Annotated in this window: 14 protein-coding genes; 6 read left to right on the top strand and 8 right to left on the bottom strand. The window is 72.6% G+C overall.

The window, feature by feature from the left end; translation table 11 throughout:
* Window positions 1-10: 10 nt before the first annotated feature.
* From ACIBSV_RS21170 to ACIBSV_RS21180, 3 genes are read right to left on the bottom strand one after another with little or no spacing between them, the layout of a single operon-like run.
* Window positions 11-1429, bottom strand: coding sequence for a VWA domain-containing protein (locus tag ACIBSV_RS21170; protein ID WP_395865152.1), 1419 nt, complete (start codon window positions 1427-1429; stop codon window positions 11-13).
* The gene (locus ACIBSV_RS21175) at window positions 1426-2844 is read right to left on the bottom strand and encodes a hypothetical protein (RefSeq protein ID WP_395865153.1); all 1419 of its coding nucleotides are present in this window, start codon (window positions 2842-2844) and stop codon (window positions 1426-1428) included. Before ACIBSV_RS21175 ends, ACIBSV_RS21170 begins: the two co-directional genes overlap by 4 nt.
* Entirely contained in the window at window positions 2814-3329 is a 516-nt protein-coding gene (locus tag ACIBSV_RS21180) for a hypothetical protein (RefSeq protein WP_395865155.1), read from the bottom strand. Before ACIBSV_RS21180 ends, ACIBSV_RS21175 begins: the two co-directional genes overlap by 31 nt.
* 258 nt (window positions 3330-3587) lie before the next feature.
* Between ACIBSV_RS21180 and ACIBSV_RS21185 the strand changes: the two genes are divergently transcribed.
* Window positions 3588-4619, top strand: a complete 1032-nt coding sequence (locus tag ACIBSV_RS21185; RefSeq protein ID WP_395865157.1) for a nucleotidyl transferase AbiEii/AbiGii toxin family protein — start codon at window positions 3588-3590, stop codon at window positions 4617-4619.
* Between the two features lie 264 nt (window positions 4620-4883).
* Here the strand turns inward: ACIBSV_RS21185 and ACIBSV_RS21190 are convergent, their stop codons facing one another.
* A complete protein-coding gene (locus tag ACIBSV_RS21190) occupies window positions 4884-5219 on the bottom strand; it encodes an SCO0607 family lipoprotein (protein ID WP_395865158.1) in 336 nt (111 codons plus the stop codon).
* Window positions 5220-5649: 430 nt separating this feature from the next.
* Between ACIBSV_RS21190 and ACIBSV_RS21195 the strand changes: the two genes are divergently transcribed.
* On the top strand, window positions 5650-6537 hold the full coding sequence (locus tag ACIBSV_RS21195; RefSeq protein WP_395865160.1) for a D-hexose-6-phosphate mutarotase: 888 nt from the start codon (window positions 5650-5652) through the stop codon (window positions 6535-6537).
* A gap of 54 nt (window positions 6538-6591) precedes the next feature.
* Here the strand turns inward: ACIBSV_RS21195 and ACIBSV_RS21200 are convergent, their stop codons facing one another.
* Entirely contained in the window at window positions 6592-9243 is a 2652-nt protein-coding gene (locus tag ACIBSV_RS21200) for a sigma factor (RefSeq protein WP_395865162.1), read from the bottom strand.
* Window positions 9244-9800: 557 nt separating this feature from the next.
* Between ACIBSV_RS21200 and ACIBSV_RS21205 the strand changes: the two genes are divergently transcribed.
* Window positions 9801-10295, top strand: coding sequence for a DUF3592 domain-containing protein (locus ACIBSV_RS21205; RefSeq protein ID WP_395865164.1), 495 nt, complete (start codon window positions 9801-9803; stop codon window positions 10293-10295).
* A gap of 296 nt (window positions 10296-10591) precedes the next feature.
* Here the strand turns inward: ACIBSV_RS21205 and ACIBSV_RS21210 are convergent, their stop codons facing one another.
* Window positions 10592-11200 (bottom strand): GNAT family N-acetyltransferase, encoded by a 609-nt coding sequence (locus ACIBSV_RS21210; RefSeq protein WP_395865166.1) that lies wholly within the window; start codon window positions 11198-11200, stop codon window positions 10592-10594.
* On the opposite strand from ACIBSV_RS21210, the gene ACIBSV_RS21215 reads away from it, so the two are divergent.
* The 3 genes from ACIBSV_RS21215 (at window position 11199) to ACIBSV_RS21225 (ending at window position 12593) form a co-directional block, all read left to right on the top strand.
* Window positions 11199-11831, top strand: a complete 633-nt coding sequence (locus ACIBSV_RS21215) for a helix-turn-helix domain-containing protein (protein ID WP_395865168.1) — start codon at window positions 11199-11201, stop codon at window positions 11829-11831. The two genes, ACIBSV_RS21210 and ACIBSV_RS21215, sit on opposite strands and share 2 nt — an antisense overlap.
* A gap of 83 nt (window positions 11832-11914) precedes the next feature.
* Entirely contained in the window at window positions 11915-12178 is a 264-nt protein-coding gene (locus tag ACIBSV_RS21220) for a hypothetical protein (protein ID WP_395865169.1), read from the top strand.
* 181 nt (window positions 12179-12359) lie between these two features.
* Window positions 12360-12593: a hypothetical protein gene (locus ACIBSV_RS21225; RefSeq protein ID WP_395865171.1), complete on the top strand. Its 234-nt coding sequence runs from the start codon at window positions 12360-12362 to the stop codon at window positions 12591-12593.
* Between the two features lie 61 nt (window positions 12594-12654).
* On the opposite strand, the gene ACIBSV_RS21230 is transcribed toward ACIBSV_RS21225, so the two are convergent.
* Both ACIBSV_RS21230 and ACIBSV_RS21235 read right to left on the bottom strand, forming a co-directional pair.
* Window positions 12655-13242: a YdeI family protein gene (locus tag ACIBSV_RS21230; protein WP_395865173.1), complete on the bottom strand. Its 588-nt coding sequence runs from the start codon at window positions 13240-13242 to the stop codon at window positions 12655-12657.
* A gap of 179 nt (window positions 13243-13421) precedes the next feature.
* The gene (locus ACIBSV_RS21235) at window positions 13422-14252 is read right to left on the bottom strand and encodes a class I SAM-dependent methyltransferase (protein WP_395865175.1); all 831 of its coding nucleotides are present in this window, start codon (window positions 14250-14252) and stop codon (window positions 13422-13424) included.
* Window positions 14253-14297: the final 45 nt, after the last annotated feature.

Here is a 14297-nt window from a genome sequence, read left to right on the forward strand (position 1 = left end):
CGTGGCCTTTCTAGGCGAGGAAGGTTTTGAGTTCGTGGACGAGCTTGCGGATGTGGCCGGAGATCACCGGTGTACCGAGGTCCTTGAAGCGCTCGCGGAACCAGGGGTTCACGCTGCCGCGGCCGGAACTGGTCACCGAGCCGACCGGGATGAACTTGGCCCCGGAGCGGTGCACGGCGGCCATGCTCTCGAACAGCCGATCGGTGTGCCATTCGTAGAAGTCGGAGATCCACACGACCACGGTGTTGCGCGGTTCGGCGATCTTGGGCTGGGCCAGTGCCATGGCCACCGTGCCGTCGGTGCCGCCGCCGAGTTGGGTGCGCAGCAGCGTCTCGAAGGGGTCGTGCACCCACGGCGTCAGGTCGACCGCGCGCGTGTCGTACGCGATCAGGTGCACGTCCACCTTGGGCAGTCCGGCGAAGATGGAGGCCAGGATGGTGCAGTTGACCATCGAGTCGACCATCGAGCCGGATTGGTCCACGACCACGATCAGGCGGGTGGGCGTGGTCTTGCGGACGGTGTGCCGGTAGAAGAGCCGGTCGACGTAGAGCCGTTCCTCCTCCGGGCTCCAGTTGGTGAGGTTCTTCCAGATGGTGCGGTCGATGTCGAGGTTGCGGAACACCCGCTTGGGCGGGATCGAGCGGTCCAGCGTCCCGACGCTCGCCTTGGCCACCTGCGTGCGCAGCACCTCGGCGACCTCGGCGACGAAGCGGCGGATCAGGTCCTTGGCACTGGCCAGAGCGACACCGGACAGGTTGTCCTTGTCCCGGAGCAACTGCTCGATCAGCGACATGCTGGGGGTCAGTCGGGCCGCGAGCGCGGGGTCGGCGAGCACCTCGCGCAGGTGCATGCGCTTGACCAGGTCCGCTTCGATGTCCGCGAGTTCGGGGCCGATCGTGGGGATCAGGTTGCCGAGGTCGGGGGTGCCGCTCCGGCCGCCGGTCCCGGTCGGGGACACACCGCGACCGGCACCCGCGCCCGGGCCGGGTCGACCGCCGCGCAACTCGCCGGGCTTGCAGCCCAACGTGCGCTCCAGCCAACCCGCGTCGGACTGCCAGCGGGAGAGTCGCTCGGCGCTGACCGTGCCGGATCCGGTGCCCAGCACGTTGAGCAGCACCTTGGACACCAGCGCCGCGCGCCGCACCTCGGCGGCGCGATCACGCCCGTCCTCGTCGGGCTCGGGCACCATCAGGCCCTCGAACTCGGCGGCCAGGTCCGGGTGGCGCTGCACGATGGCGTCCACGGACGCCTGTGGATCCAGCAGCGCGCTCGGCAGGCCGATGTCCTCGACGACGGCCAGGCTCGCCGATTCCAGCGAAGCCTGCTCCTCGTGGTCGAACAGACGCGCCAGCAGTCGCCAATACAGGACTTGGCGGCGGTTCTCGTCCGGATCCGGTGCGGGGGTGGGTTCGGTCTGCGGCTCGCTCATGTGCGCAGCAGCTTTCCGGCGCGCTCACGCAGCACCGCCACGGCCTCGGTGGCCGCCTTCTCGGCCTTGGCCGCCGACTTGTCGTCGGTGCCGCCGGCCCAGGCCCCGGCGTGCACGACCGAGGTCTTCTTCTTGACCGTGGTCTCCACGGCGAGCGGTTGCACGCGGAAGCCGCCGGCGTCCCAGCGCAGCAGCCCGATGCACGCACCGGACGTGGCGACCGCCTCGGGGGTGAGCGGGCCGGCGGTCGGGATGCGGTCGACGTCGACGGCGAGGCGGTGCCCCGCGAGGGCCAACGCCAATGCCTCCGCGTCCCGATCGACGGTGTAGTTCTCCAGGAACACCGGGATCGCGATGCCCGCCGGATGCCTGGCCGGCGGCGCGCCGGCTGCGGCTTCGGCGGTGGGCAGGGCGACCCGGGCGGTGGCGAAGGCGTCGGCGGGTTCACCGGCGCGGGCGTGCTCGTCGGCCCAGATCAGGTCGCCGTCGACGGTGATCGGCATGTTCTCCAGGTGCATCGAGCGGCCTTCGCCGGCGACCGCCAGCAGGGACAGGTGCGGGCGCAGCAGTTGCCACACACCGACTCCCACGACCGTGTCCGGCTTGGGAACCGAGACGCTCGCCCGCACCAGGCGTGCGGGGCCACCGTCGGCGGGCTCGAACACCGCGTGTACCTGGGCCTGCGCGGCGGTCGCGTGCTCGTGCAGGTCGACGCCCAGCGGCAGCAGTCGGCCGGTGACGGTGTCGGTCGCGGGCGCGGCGGCGGCGCCGGGCACGGTCAGCAACATCGCGCGGGCCCACAGATCGGCCCAGCGACGCACCGGGAAGCGGTCCAGGGCCGCGCCCGGGCAGGAGGCGGCCAGTTCGGCGGCGAAGCCGTCCAGGAGCGTGGCCAGGCGCCGCAGTGACGGGTCGGGGAGCATCGCGAAGACGACCTGTGCCGACCCGGAGACCAGGTCGTGGTCGATGCCCTGCCATCCGGCGCGGGCGAGATCGGCGAGCCAGGAGCGGGCGGCGGCAAGCAGGTTGACCGCGGCCGGCTGGTCCGGCACCGCGTCGGTGTCCCGGGTACGGGTGCGGCCGGTCGCCTCGTCGACGCGGGTGGTGAGCGCGTCGTGGATGGCTCCGAGCAACGCGGCGCGGGCGGCGGCGAGGACGACGAGGTGGTCCTCGCTCGCGGCGCCGGCGAGCGCCTTCTCGGCCGCTTCGGCGACCCGGGAGGCCAGGGGTGTCCCGGCGACGGCGGCGGCCAGTTCGGTCAGCGCGCCGGCGTGGGCGGGCTGCGGTCGCAGCAGGCCGCCGACGAGGGTGCGGTCGAAGGCCTCGACGACCGCGAGCGCCTCGTCGAGCCCGGCGATGGGTTCGGCGAGCAGGTCGACCCGCATCAGGCCACCGCCCTGGTCGGCGGGAACCACTGCATCTCGGGCAACGGCGTGGTGGTCGCCGCGAGTTCGAGGTAGGTCAGGTGGCGCAGGAACCGGCTGAAGACGGGTGCGGCGGCCGTGGCGGCGGCCTGCGCCGGGCGGGTGACGCGCATGTCGGCCAGGATGCTCTGCGCGTTCGGCTTGCCGTTCGCCGGCTCGACCCGCAGGTAGCGGGCCACACGCTCGGCGCCGTACTGCACCACCGACTCGACGACCAGTGCCTCGATGTGCTTGCAGAACGAGCCCCGGGCGCCTCCGCACGCCCGGTTGTTGTTGGTACTGCACGCGAAGGCGTACGTGCCGGCCGCGACCGACGAGACGTAGACGCGTCCGATGTCCGAGCCGCTGGACACCACGCCTTGCAGGCGTCCGTCGGCCAGTTCGACGAACGGGACCTTGGCGAGCCTGCGCGGCCGGGCGGGTGGTATCACCCGGGCCGCGCTCGCGCCCTCCCACACTTCCGTGGCTGAGGACACACCATCTCCTTTACACCGAGGGGGATTCCGCGCCGAGAGGTCGGCGGGACGGAGATGAAGGTACTAACGATCTCCGACAGGCACGTCGCCGGCCCGGTGGCCCCGCGTCGGCGACGCGGGCGGTTCCTCGTCCGGTCCGACGGCCTGCCGGGGGCCGCGCGCGGGTGTCCGAGGAGCGTGGTAGGCAGGGCCTCCCGGCCTCGGCCGTGCACGTCTCGGCGGTCTGTCGAGGTCGGGACGACGGTGAACGGAGGAGCCGTGCGGGCAAACCGGAAGAGCGTGGCCCGGCGTGCCGTCCTGGACCACCTGCTGAGTCTGATCGCGGACGCCCCGTGGAGCGAGAGCCTGGTCCTGCGCGGCAGCATGGTGATGCCCGCGTGGGTGGGCGACCGGGCGCGTGAGCCGGCCGACTTGGATTTCGTCGTGATGACGGCGCCGCCCGCCCGAGTGGACGCGTTGGATCCGTACCCCTTCGTGGCGCGCACCGAGGTCGTCCAGCAGTGGCCCGAGGCGGCGAACGGCGCGGCCCGGTACGAGATCTGGACGGACGGTGAGGAAGAGTTCGAGATGCGCGGACTGCGGCCGAGGGTTCCCCCCGACGGGCTGCGCTGGGACCCGGACCCGGACCCGCCGGAACTCGTCCCCGACTACCACGACCTGGTCGACCGGGTGCGGAGCCGCCCGATGGCGGCACCGGGAATCGCCCTGGACGCGAGCGGCGTGCACCGCGACAGCACCTGGTCGTACGCCTATGACGGATCCGAGTCCGGCGGGATCCGCGTCCTGGTCCCGTGGCGCGCGGCGGGACTGGGCTCCGGTGCGGCACAGTTGGACTTCGCCTTCGACGAAACGCTCCACCGACCTCCGGTGTGGACCCTGGTGCCGCGCGCCGACGGTGCCGCGCCCACTCTGATGCGCACGGCGAGTCGGGAGTTGTCCCTGGCCTGGAAGCTGTTGTGGCTGTACGCCGACGGCGCCGACGGCGCCGGTTCTCGCGGCAAGGACCTCCACGATGCCGTGCTCCTGGCCGAGGACACCCGCACCGCGCTCTCCGTACCGCTCCTGCGACAGGTGCTGCGCACCCACACGTTGCGTACCGCGACCGCGAGCAGTGCGTTCGGGTCGCGCGCGGTCAAGGTCGCGGAGACCGACTGGGCGGCGTTTCGCGCGGAGCACCCCCGCGTGCGCGGCAGTGCGCGGGATTGGCTCCGTCGCCTCGACGTCGCTCTCGCGGGGGTGTTCGCGAGGCTCGAAGGCACGACCGTTCGAGAGTCCGCCGAGGTCGGGTGAGCGGTTCGGCCCGGCCCGGTCCCGTTGGCCCGCTCCCCGCCGGTCGCGCCTTCGTCGCCTGTCGAACGGTGCGTCCGAGGCGAGCAGGCCGGCGAGGGCCATGAGGTCCCGCAGGGTCGGTCGCCTTCGGGACAAGCGCTCACCGCGTCCGCGCGGGGCAACCGCCGGGAAAACACCGGGGGCACAAGCCGCTCGACCGGTCACCGCTCCGCGCGACCTCGACCCCGCAACGACGCGCCCACGCCGGAACGGCGCCGACGCGGGTCAGCCCGCGACGATATTGCCGTCGGCGTCGAAGACGGTCGTGGACCAGTGCTTGTCCCACTTGTCGTCGAGATATCGGGGCACCTTGCCCTCGGGGTAACGGACCCAGCCCGGCTCCGGCTCCCGACCGTTGGGCACGCAGGTTCGGCCGGTGCTGTTGCCGACCGCCTTCACCGGATACTCGCCCGACCTACAGATGCGCTCCCGCGTCGAGCACGCGGCCGACAGGAGGCACGCGACCACCGCCACCGCGACGACCCCGACCGCGACCGCCGCACCACGAAAGCCGCGCCCCTCGACGGTGGTGCTCCCCGCCCCTCGACGTTTCGTCCACACGCTCCGCCGTCCCCCTTCTTCCCTCGTCCGATGGTCATCTGCCCGCAGAACGCCGACTCGCACATGTCGCGAACCACGAACCCCGTTCGTCACGTCACTCGTTGCCGCGTCCACCGGCGACCGGTAGCGGTCCTCCATGCCGAGGAGTCCAGCACACGGTCGCTGCTCGCGCAGCCCGGCGGGAGATGGAGCGTGGACGTGGGGCGGCCTGTGGCGGGCTGCCACGAGAAGCGTGCCGCGCGAGATGAAGCGCGGGCGTGCGGCGGCCTGTGGTCGGCTGCCACGAAAATCGTGCCCCGTCCCGGCTCGCGCGGCCGGCGGCGCGGTGAACCCGCGGATGTCGTGGGTGATTCCGTCGCGCGTACGCGGTTGTGGCATCGTGGCGGGTTCAGTGCGCGACGGCGCCCCGACGAACGCGAGAGGCCTTGACGTGCCCGAAGACGTATTCGCCCTTCCCGTCGTCCGGCGGCTGGACGCCCACATCACGCTGCGTCGGGTCGGTGCGCTACCGGTGGTCGTGGTGACCCACCCGCGGGTACGCGCCGCGGTCACCCTCCAGGGCGCCCAACTCCTGTCCTGGCAGCCGACGGGCGAGGAACCGGTGTTGTGGCTGAGCGGGGCCACCGAGTTCGCGGAGGGGCGTGCCGTGCGCGGCGGGGTGCCGATCTGCTGGCCGTGGTTCGGCCCGGCCGGTCGGCCGAACCACGGCTTCGCCCGGGTGCTGCCGTGGACGCTGCTCGACGCGCGCGAGGACGACGACACGGTGCGGCTGAGCCTGGTGCTGCGCGCGAGCGAGCAGTCGCGGGCGTACTGGCCGCACGAGTTCGAGGTGTTCGCCCGGTTCACGCTGGGTCGCGAGTGCCGGATCGAACTGGAGGCCCGGGGCGACTTCGAGAGCACCGCCGCACTGCACACCTACCTGCGGGTCGGCGAGCTCGACGAGGCGCGGGTCACCGGCGTGGACGGCCCGTACGTCGACAAGGTCCCCGAGCCGCCGGTGGACTCGAACCCGGCTCCGGAACCGGACGGGATCGCCTTCCACGAACGCGTCGACCGCGTCTACACCCGACCCGGCGACGTGAGCCTGGTCCAGGACCCGGCGGGCAAGCGCGTCGTCGAGGTGCGCCACGACGGACACAGCGACGTGGTCGTGTGGAACCCCGGCGCCGACCTCGCGCGCTCCATGGCCGACGTACCCGACAACGGCCATCGGGAGTTCGTCTGCGTGGAGACCGCCCGCGTCTCCCGGCCCCTGGTGAGCGATCCGGCGGCACCCACACTGCTGAGCTGCACCCTGCGCGTCGTGCCCGACGCGTAGCGGCTCCGCGCGGTCGGGCGTGGCGATCCCGTCCGGGCGAACGGGATCGCCACGCTACGGGTAGTGCGGCGACGCGGTCGTGTAGGCGAGCTGGAATCCGTTGTCGGCCGGTGCGCCGGTCGGGGTGTAGCAGGCCAGGTACATGAGGACGTCGTCCTTGGCGCCGTAGTCGTTGCGCAGCACCGTGGTGCAGTACCCGCCGCCGGTGGCCGTCAGGTGGGCGTAGCTGGTCAGGTAGCCGACCGACAGGCGCAGCGTGTAGCGGCCGGTCGCGGTGCGCGTCACGGTCGCCGAACCCGGCCGGGACATCCACGACCGGGTGATCGTCGGCGCGCCGGCGCCGGGTGCGTCGGCGACGGTCAGTTGCACCGCGTGCGGGACCCGACCGTCGTCGAGCATGCTCTGTCGGCCGGTGTGGCTCAGGACGAAGGCGGTGTCGGCCGGCGCGCCGGTGTGCGTGGTGCAGGCCACCGACGCGGTGCCGGCGGACAGGCCGGCGACCGCGCAGTGCCGGGGCGCCGTCCCGATCGGCGAGACCTGCACGGACTCCGTGTCCGCCGCGACCGCCACCGCGTAGCGCCCGGTGCCGGTACGGGCCACCGGGCCGGTGTTCTGCCGGGACGCCGCGGCGGGGAGTTGGCGCGCGGCGGTCGGGTCGCCGGCGTGCACGTAGCCGCGCGAACCCGTCTGGCCGTACGGGCCGTTGCGGTCGCCGGCGAGGAACAGGCCGGTGAACGGGACGTCGGCGGGATTGCCGGCGCGGTTGAAGCAGGCGACCTCGATCCTCTCGTCGGTACCGTCCGGCCACCATCGGACGGGCTGGCAGGACACGCCGTTCGCGGCGTAGTCGGACACCCCGACCTGGGCGATGCCGCCGGGCGCGCCGCTGTCCGGGAGGATCACCACATGCCGGCCGACGGCGGTGTGCGTGACCCGTACCGTCTTGACGACGGGCGGGTTGCCAAGCCGCCACGCGCCGTAGGTCCAGTTCGGCTCGTGGCTGTCCGGGCGTTGCGGGGACGGCGACAGTTCGCGCGTGCTGCCGATCGGATCGTCGGCGTAGCGAACCTGCCAAAAGCCCCAGGCCGCCGGAACCGGACCGCTGCTCGCGCCGTCGCCACCGCCGCCCGGTGTGCTGCCGCCGGTGCCGGCTCGGCCGCCCGTCCCCGGCGTGTTGCCCGCACGGCCTTGGTCGGGGCCGGGGCCGGAACCGGTTTCGCCGGGAACCGCGCCCGGCCGACCGGCGCCGGTGTCCGCATCGCCGGGGGGCGTCGCGCCGCCGGGCGCTGAGGTGTCGCCGGGAAGCGGTGGCGCGGAGGCATCCGTCGGGGCGGGACTCGCTGGTGGAATGCCGTCCGCCGCCGGGCTCGCCGCCGGATCCGGACCCGCTCCGCCGGGGGTCGCCGAAGAGCCGGGGGACGGCCGGGCGGACGGCGTGTGCGCGGCGTCGGGCGCGACGGCCAACAACGTCAGGGCGGCCGCCGCGACCAGGGCGACGACCGTGCCGCCGACGCGGACCGCCATGGGGTTGTCGGTGGCGAGCCGGGAGGCGGTGCTCACCGCCGGGGCGACGCCGGGAACACGCAACAACTGCTGCAGGACCGCGTCGCGTACGGCGCGCGTGCCGGTGACCAGCGGCCGGGCGACGGCCTCCAGGGCCGGGCGTACGATCCGCCCGATCTCACCGAACCGGCCCGGATCGGCCGGTGCGGGCGCCGCGGCGGCGGCGGAAGCGACCACCTCGGGGGTCACGCCGGGTGCCATCGATGCGGCCTCGGCAGTGGCCGTCTCGGCAGTGGTCGCGGGCGCGGCTTCGGCCGCGGCGGGACGACCCGTCCACCAGGCCACCGCCGCACGGCGCCGCTCGTCCTCGTCCGTGCCCTGTCGGGCCGCCGCCAACGCCAGGCCCGGGCCGAGCACCCAGGTGCGTTGCAGGACGGCGTCCCTGGCCACGGCGGAGCAGCGCCCACACGTCTTCGCGTGCGTCCCGAGCGCGCGATACTCCGCGCGGGTCGGAACCAGCGCGGATCCGGCCTCCTCGGCAACGAACAACCGTGCGAGCCCCGGCACTTGGGCGGCCTCGGAGCAGGAGCGCACCGAGCGCGCCGCCGCCAACAGCCCCACCCGCTCGCGCACCTTCTTCAGGCCGCGGCTGAGTTCGCGGTCGACTTTGACGCGTGGCCACCCCAGATGGGCGGCGAGCTCGGCGCCCCTGACCAACCGCATCTCGGCGAGCGTGTGGTCCAAGTGTGCGCTCACCACCGCGCGTTGGGTCTTCGACAACGCGTCGGTGGCGGTGTAGAGCGCGGCGAACGCCTGGGTCTTGCCGTACGCGTGGCCGAGATCGGTGCCGACCGTGACCGTCCCCGAGGCGACCGCGTTCTGCACGTCCGGCGCGGCATCCTCCTCGACGGGCCGGCCGGCGGCACGCCGCCGCGCCGTCAACTCCGCCTTCCACAGGTTTCTGGCGATGCCCCACAACCACCGGTCGACGCCCCGCTGCGGCTTCAGGTCGCGGGCGATGCCGTCGAGCGCGCGGACGAACACCTCGCTGACGAAGTCGTCGGCCTCGGCCGCCGAGGGCAGATTCGCCCGGAACCAGCGGACCAACACGTCGTGGTGACGCTCGTACAACGCGATCCGGGCGGCCTCGTCACCGTCCCGCAACCGCTGCCACGTGTCGTCCGCACCTGGATCCGAACCCACTTCCGTGTCCGCATCCGCATCCGCGCCTGGGTCCCCATCGGAACCCGGGTCCAACTCCGAATCCCCGCCCGAATCCACGTCCGACCCCGGGCTCGGATCCGGTTTCGGACCCGAGCCCGAGACCGAACTCCCGGCCGAACCAGGCTCAGTGCCCGGCGACTCGGTGTGCTCGGCCGGCGGCACGGCCGGTTCGTCGGGGACCTGGGGAAGCTCCGACGGCCGCCGATCCGACGGCAGGTCTCCGGGCAGGTCCGGTCGGGTCTGTGTCATGGCACCCTCCGCTATGGCAACGCGGCTCTGTCACCCGGAACGTGGCCCGAGGGGCGCGGATCTCTCCACTTTCGCGCGACCGATTATCCGGCAACGGAAGAGCGTTGGTCCGGGAAATCGCGCATCACAGCGCAGCACACGCAATCGGCGCTCGAAAAATGGAGAGATCTCGCCGCCCCCGACCACATCCCCGGTGAGCGGCCACACCCGGTGGTCGCACACCGGCCCGCACCGACACAGATCGGTGTGTACTGGTGTACATCGGTAGACACCGAAGGACACCCGTCATGCGCGAGCACCCGCACTACTTCCTCGCGGCGAGGCAACTCGTCCTGTTCGTCGGCCCGTTCGTCATCATCCTGATCGCCCTGCGGGTCCGCTACCTGCGCAGGTCGGGCATCCGTACGACCGGCACCGCCGTATCCACCCGGCTCGAGCGCCGCACCCGGGCAAGCTCCGACCCCGACCGCACCGGCCACGACGTCCACTACGTGTACGTGACCACCGTCGCCTACACCGACCACAACGGCGTTCCGCACCGCTGTACGGTCGAGGGCCGGCACCGCCACGGCTCGCCGGTTCCGCTGATCCACCCTCCCCGCAGGCCGCACCGTGCCCAAGCCGCGTCCGCCGCCTCCTACGGTCGAGTCGTCGTCGCGATCGTGACCTACGCGATCCTGCTAGCCGGTCTCAGCTACGTCGCAGGCCAAGTCAACGACCAAATCGACGACTTCTGCGCACCTCTCACCCCTGAGGCCCGCTCGTTCCACGAGTGCCCCTGAAGGCTTCCCGGACGTCGTCTTCGCTGTTGCACACGCATCAGCGGCACGCCGTCGCCCGACGCGTCGAGGATGGGTCCGTAGCCGGCTTCGCAGGCGGTGGGTTCGACGCGGGCGCTCGCTCCTCGGCGGCTTCCCGGCCGACCACTGGGGCTGCGTACCGGCCCGGTGGTGACGGCCGCCCGCCCGACCCTGTCCTCGCCGTGCATGGTGCCGCCCCCGCTCGCTCGCCTGGGAAAAAGTCCCTTCCCGCCTTTCCCGCGGAGCCTGATCGACCGGGGCGGCACCACCTCGGCGGCTCAGGTCAGTGGCAGGCGCATGATCGTCAGGTCGAGCCACCGGCCGAACTTGGTGCCGACCTCGCGCACCGTGCCCACGTGGTAAAAGCCGAACCGTTCGTGCAGCCGGATCGACGCGGCGTTGCCGGCCTCGATGTCCGCGATCATCACGTGATGGCCGGCGCAACCTGCCGAGCGGACGAGGGTGGTCATCAGCGCGGAACCGATGCCGCGCCCGTGCCGACCTTCGCGGACGTAAACCGAGTTCTCCACCGTATGGCGATACCCGTCCAGTCCTCGCCACGGACCGTAGACCGCGAAGCCCGCGACCTCCCCCTCGTCCTCGGCCACGAACGCCGAGCCGCGATCCAGGTGCGCGTCCAGCCACGCGACCCCCTCGGCGCGGGACTGCTGCGTCTCGGTCCACAGCGCCGTCGAATGCTCGATCGCGTGGTTGCGAATGGCGAGCACGGCGTCCACGTCGCCGGAGTGAGCCGGGCGGATGAGCGATCCGACGCCCTCTCTACCCGCCGTCGGTGCCGCGACGCGGTTCTCCCGGCTCGCCATCGGTGGTCCCGGGATCTCGGGGTGGGTCCTCGCCGATTCGGATTTCTCGTATATTGGATTCATGTCCAACATAGTAGATCCTCTGGTGGGGCAGATCGCAGCCCGCGTCCGCACCGAACGGGAAAGGCGCCACTGGACGCTCGCGCAACTCGCCGACGCCTCCGGCGTCTCTCGCGCCATGATCAACCGGATCGAACGCGGCGAGAGCAACCCGACCGCCGTCATCCTCGGCAGGCTGTCCGCCGCCTTCCGACTCAGCGTCTCCTCCCTGCTCGCCCTCGCCGAAGGCACCGCCGGGGAGGGCGAGCAGGGAGGAGACAGCGGCGTGCCCGGGAACGACGAAGACCGGGAGGATGCCGGTCGCGTGCGGCGCCTGGCCGACGCCACGCAGTGGCGCGATCCCGCCACCGGGTATCGCCGCCGACAGATCACCCGGCCACACTTCCCCGCGGAGATCGCCGAGATCCGCCTCCCCGCCGGCGCCCGGGTGCCCTATCCGGCCGCGGCCTTCGCCTTCATCCGCCAAGTCGTCTGGGTGCTCGACGGCCGACTGACCTTCCATGAGGGCGATACGGTCCACGAACTCGACGCGGGCGACACGCTCGAACTGGGTGAGCCCACCCCGTGCGTCTTCGCCAACACCGGCACCACCGAGTGCCGCTACGCCGTCATCCTCACCCGGAGCGAGGGCTGACCGCGCCCCCGCGCCCCCACACCCCGGGTGGCGCGTTCGCTTCCGGGCCGGCGCACGGGAGTCGCCCGACCGACACTCGACACATGGACATCCTGCGGACGCGTGGTTCGGTGTCGCTGCCGGGCCGAGGCGAGATCGAGGTCACCCTCGACCTGTACGACCCACCGCTCACCGACGACGTGCTCCCGCGCGGGTGGACCGCGACCATCGCCGAGGGTCCGCAGCTCACCGTCGGCGAGCGCGGCCTGCTGTACCTCGACGCCCAACGCGCGGCCATCGCCAACCCGTTCGTCGTGGTCACGAGCACCGCCGGGATCAGCCGGATCCGGGGAGTCACGGACGTGTGACGGCTCCCGTCGACTCCTCGGGTCGTGAACCCTTTCGCCCGCACCACCGACTTACCCGGCACACACACTCGGCAAGGAGGTGTGGTGGCCGGGGACAAGCACAGCGAACCGCCGGTGGTGCGATGCCGACTCGGGGAGCGAGAGGCATTCACCGAACTGGTGGATACATGGCACGCCCGCGGTGCCGATATCCGCGAGGCACGCTCGAATCGGCGCCGGTCGCGGACGAATCGCCCTCGCCGCGACCACCGCCCTCGGCACCGCGGTCGCCGCCGCGCGCGGCACCACGACCGCGACCACCACGACAGCGCTGACGGGCGCCACCCCGGTCGTCACGTCGGCGCTGCGGCCGGCCCGAGCGCGAGGCCGACGGCTCCTGCGGCTGCGCGACGAACTGCGCGCGGCGAGCACGTAGCCGGTCACCTCGGCGATATGGCGCGCCCGAGCACGTGCGGAATGCGGGGCGCGGGCGTCCGTCAGCCGGCGGCGTCGGTCGTCGCGAGTTCGGTGATCGCCTTGTGCAGCCGACTCTCGCGGGTCGCGGCGGTGCGCGCGGTGATCAGCTTAAGGATCACCGCGTACCGCTGCGTCCGGCCGAGTTCCTCGAACGCCCGAGCGGCCCGCGGGTTCTCCGCCAGGGCGGCGGCCAGATCGGGCGGGACCGAGGCGTCGCGCTGCGACTCGTACGCCGCCTCCCACCGCCCGTCGGCCTTCGCCGCCTCGACCTCGGCCAGCCCGGCGGGCCGCATCCGCCCGGCCGCGCTCAGTTCCTCGACCTTGGCCACATTGACCTGCGACCACCGGCTGCGCGGGCGGCGCGGTACATACTTCTGCAGGTAGTAGTCGTCGTCGTACGACTTGCGCTGTCCCGAGATCCAGCCGTAGCAAAGGCCGACGTCGACCGCCTCGTCACTGGTCAGCGACGCGATGCCGGAACCCTTCTTCGCCATCTTCAGCCACACCCCGACCGCCAGTTCGACGTGCGTGTCCAACCAGGTCTCGAACTCCGCGACATCACGGAACACGATCACCTCGGCTTCCTCGAAAGCGGGTTCCCTGGACACAGGCGGCTCCTCGGTCCGGGGAGGATCGCCCAGTGCGCTCCCCCGAGACGGCCCAAGATAGCGAGGCGGCGGCATCCGTACGTGCCGCCCGACACGCGATTTCGCCCGGCGCGGCGACGGCGAGCCCCGGCGCGACGAAGGCGAGCACCCGGCCCGGCGCCCGCGACCGGGTCGCCCGGTCAGCGGACCTCGGTGCGCGACGCGCTCACCGCCACCGCGGTGTAGCGCATCGTGAAGCCGCCTCCCGACGCGTCGACGACGGCTCCGACAGCCGCCGACAACGCTGCCGTCTCGGCCGCCGGGAGTCGGGTGTGGTCGCCGGTGGTGGGCAGTTGGTCCAGCCACTCGTCCCGGGTGTAGTGCCGTTCCCAGTCGAAGTGCCACCGCTCCGGCTCGTCGAACCCGCCCGCGGCGCGTATCCCGTCCTCGGCCCCGGCGCACAGCGCCGCGTGTCCGACCGAGCCGCTCGCCCATCGCCGTGCCGCGAGCGAGTCGGGCAACATCCGCCGGTAGACCTCGGCGAAGGCTTCCGCGATCTCGGAGGGCGGTAGCTCCACGTTCCAGAACAGGGCGAGCCGCCCGCCGGGCCGCAACGCCTCGGCCGCCTTCACCGCCCCCGCGACCGGGTCCACCCAGTGCCAGGTCTGCGCGGCGACGACCGCGTCGAACGCTCGGCCGGCCGGGTCCCACTCCTCGAACGCGGCCACCTCGACGTCGAGTCCACGCCCGCGCGCCCACGCGGCCATACGCGCGTCGACCTCGACACCGAGCACATCGCAGCCGGCCGCCCGGAACTGCCGGGCCGCGATGCCGGTACCGATGCCGACATCGAGAACGGCGGGCCCGGGCGCGGCGGCCACGATCCGCGCCACGAGGGCGTCCGGGTAGCGGGGCCGGGCCCGGTCGTAGCGTTCGGGATCCATGCCGAACGACTCGGCCATTCGGCGGTGCAGGTGGGGCGGGGCTTCGGAACCGGGTACGCGCTCGGGCCCCGGCGGCATAGTGGGCATGCGCCCACTATGAATGGGCAGATGCCCACTCGTCAACGAGGGCCA

Origin of the sequence: Embleya sp. NPDC050154 (assembly GCF_044460165.1) — a bacterium.
Taxonomy (GTDB): Bacteria; Actinomycetota; Actinomycetes; order Streptomycetales; family Streptomycetaceae; genus Embleya.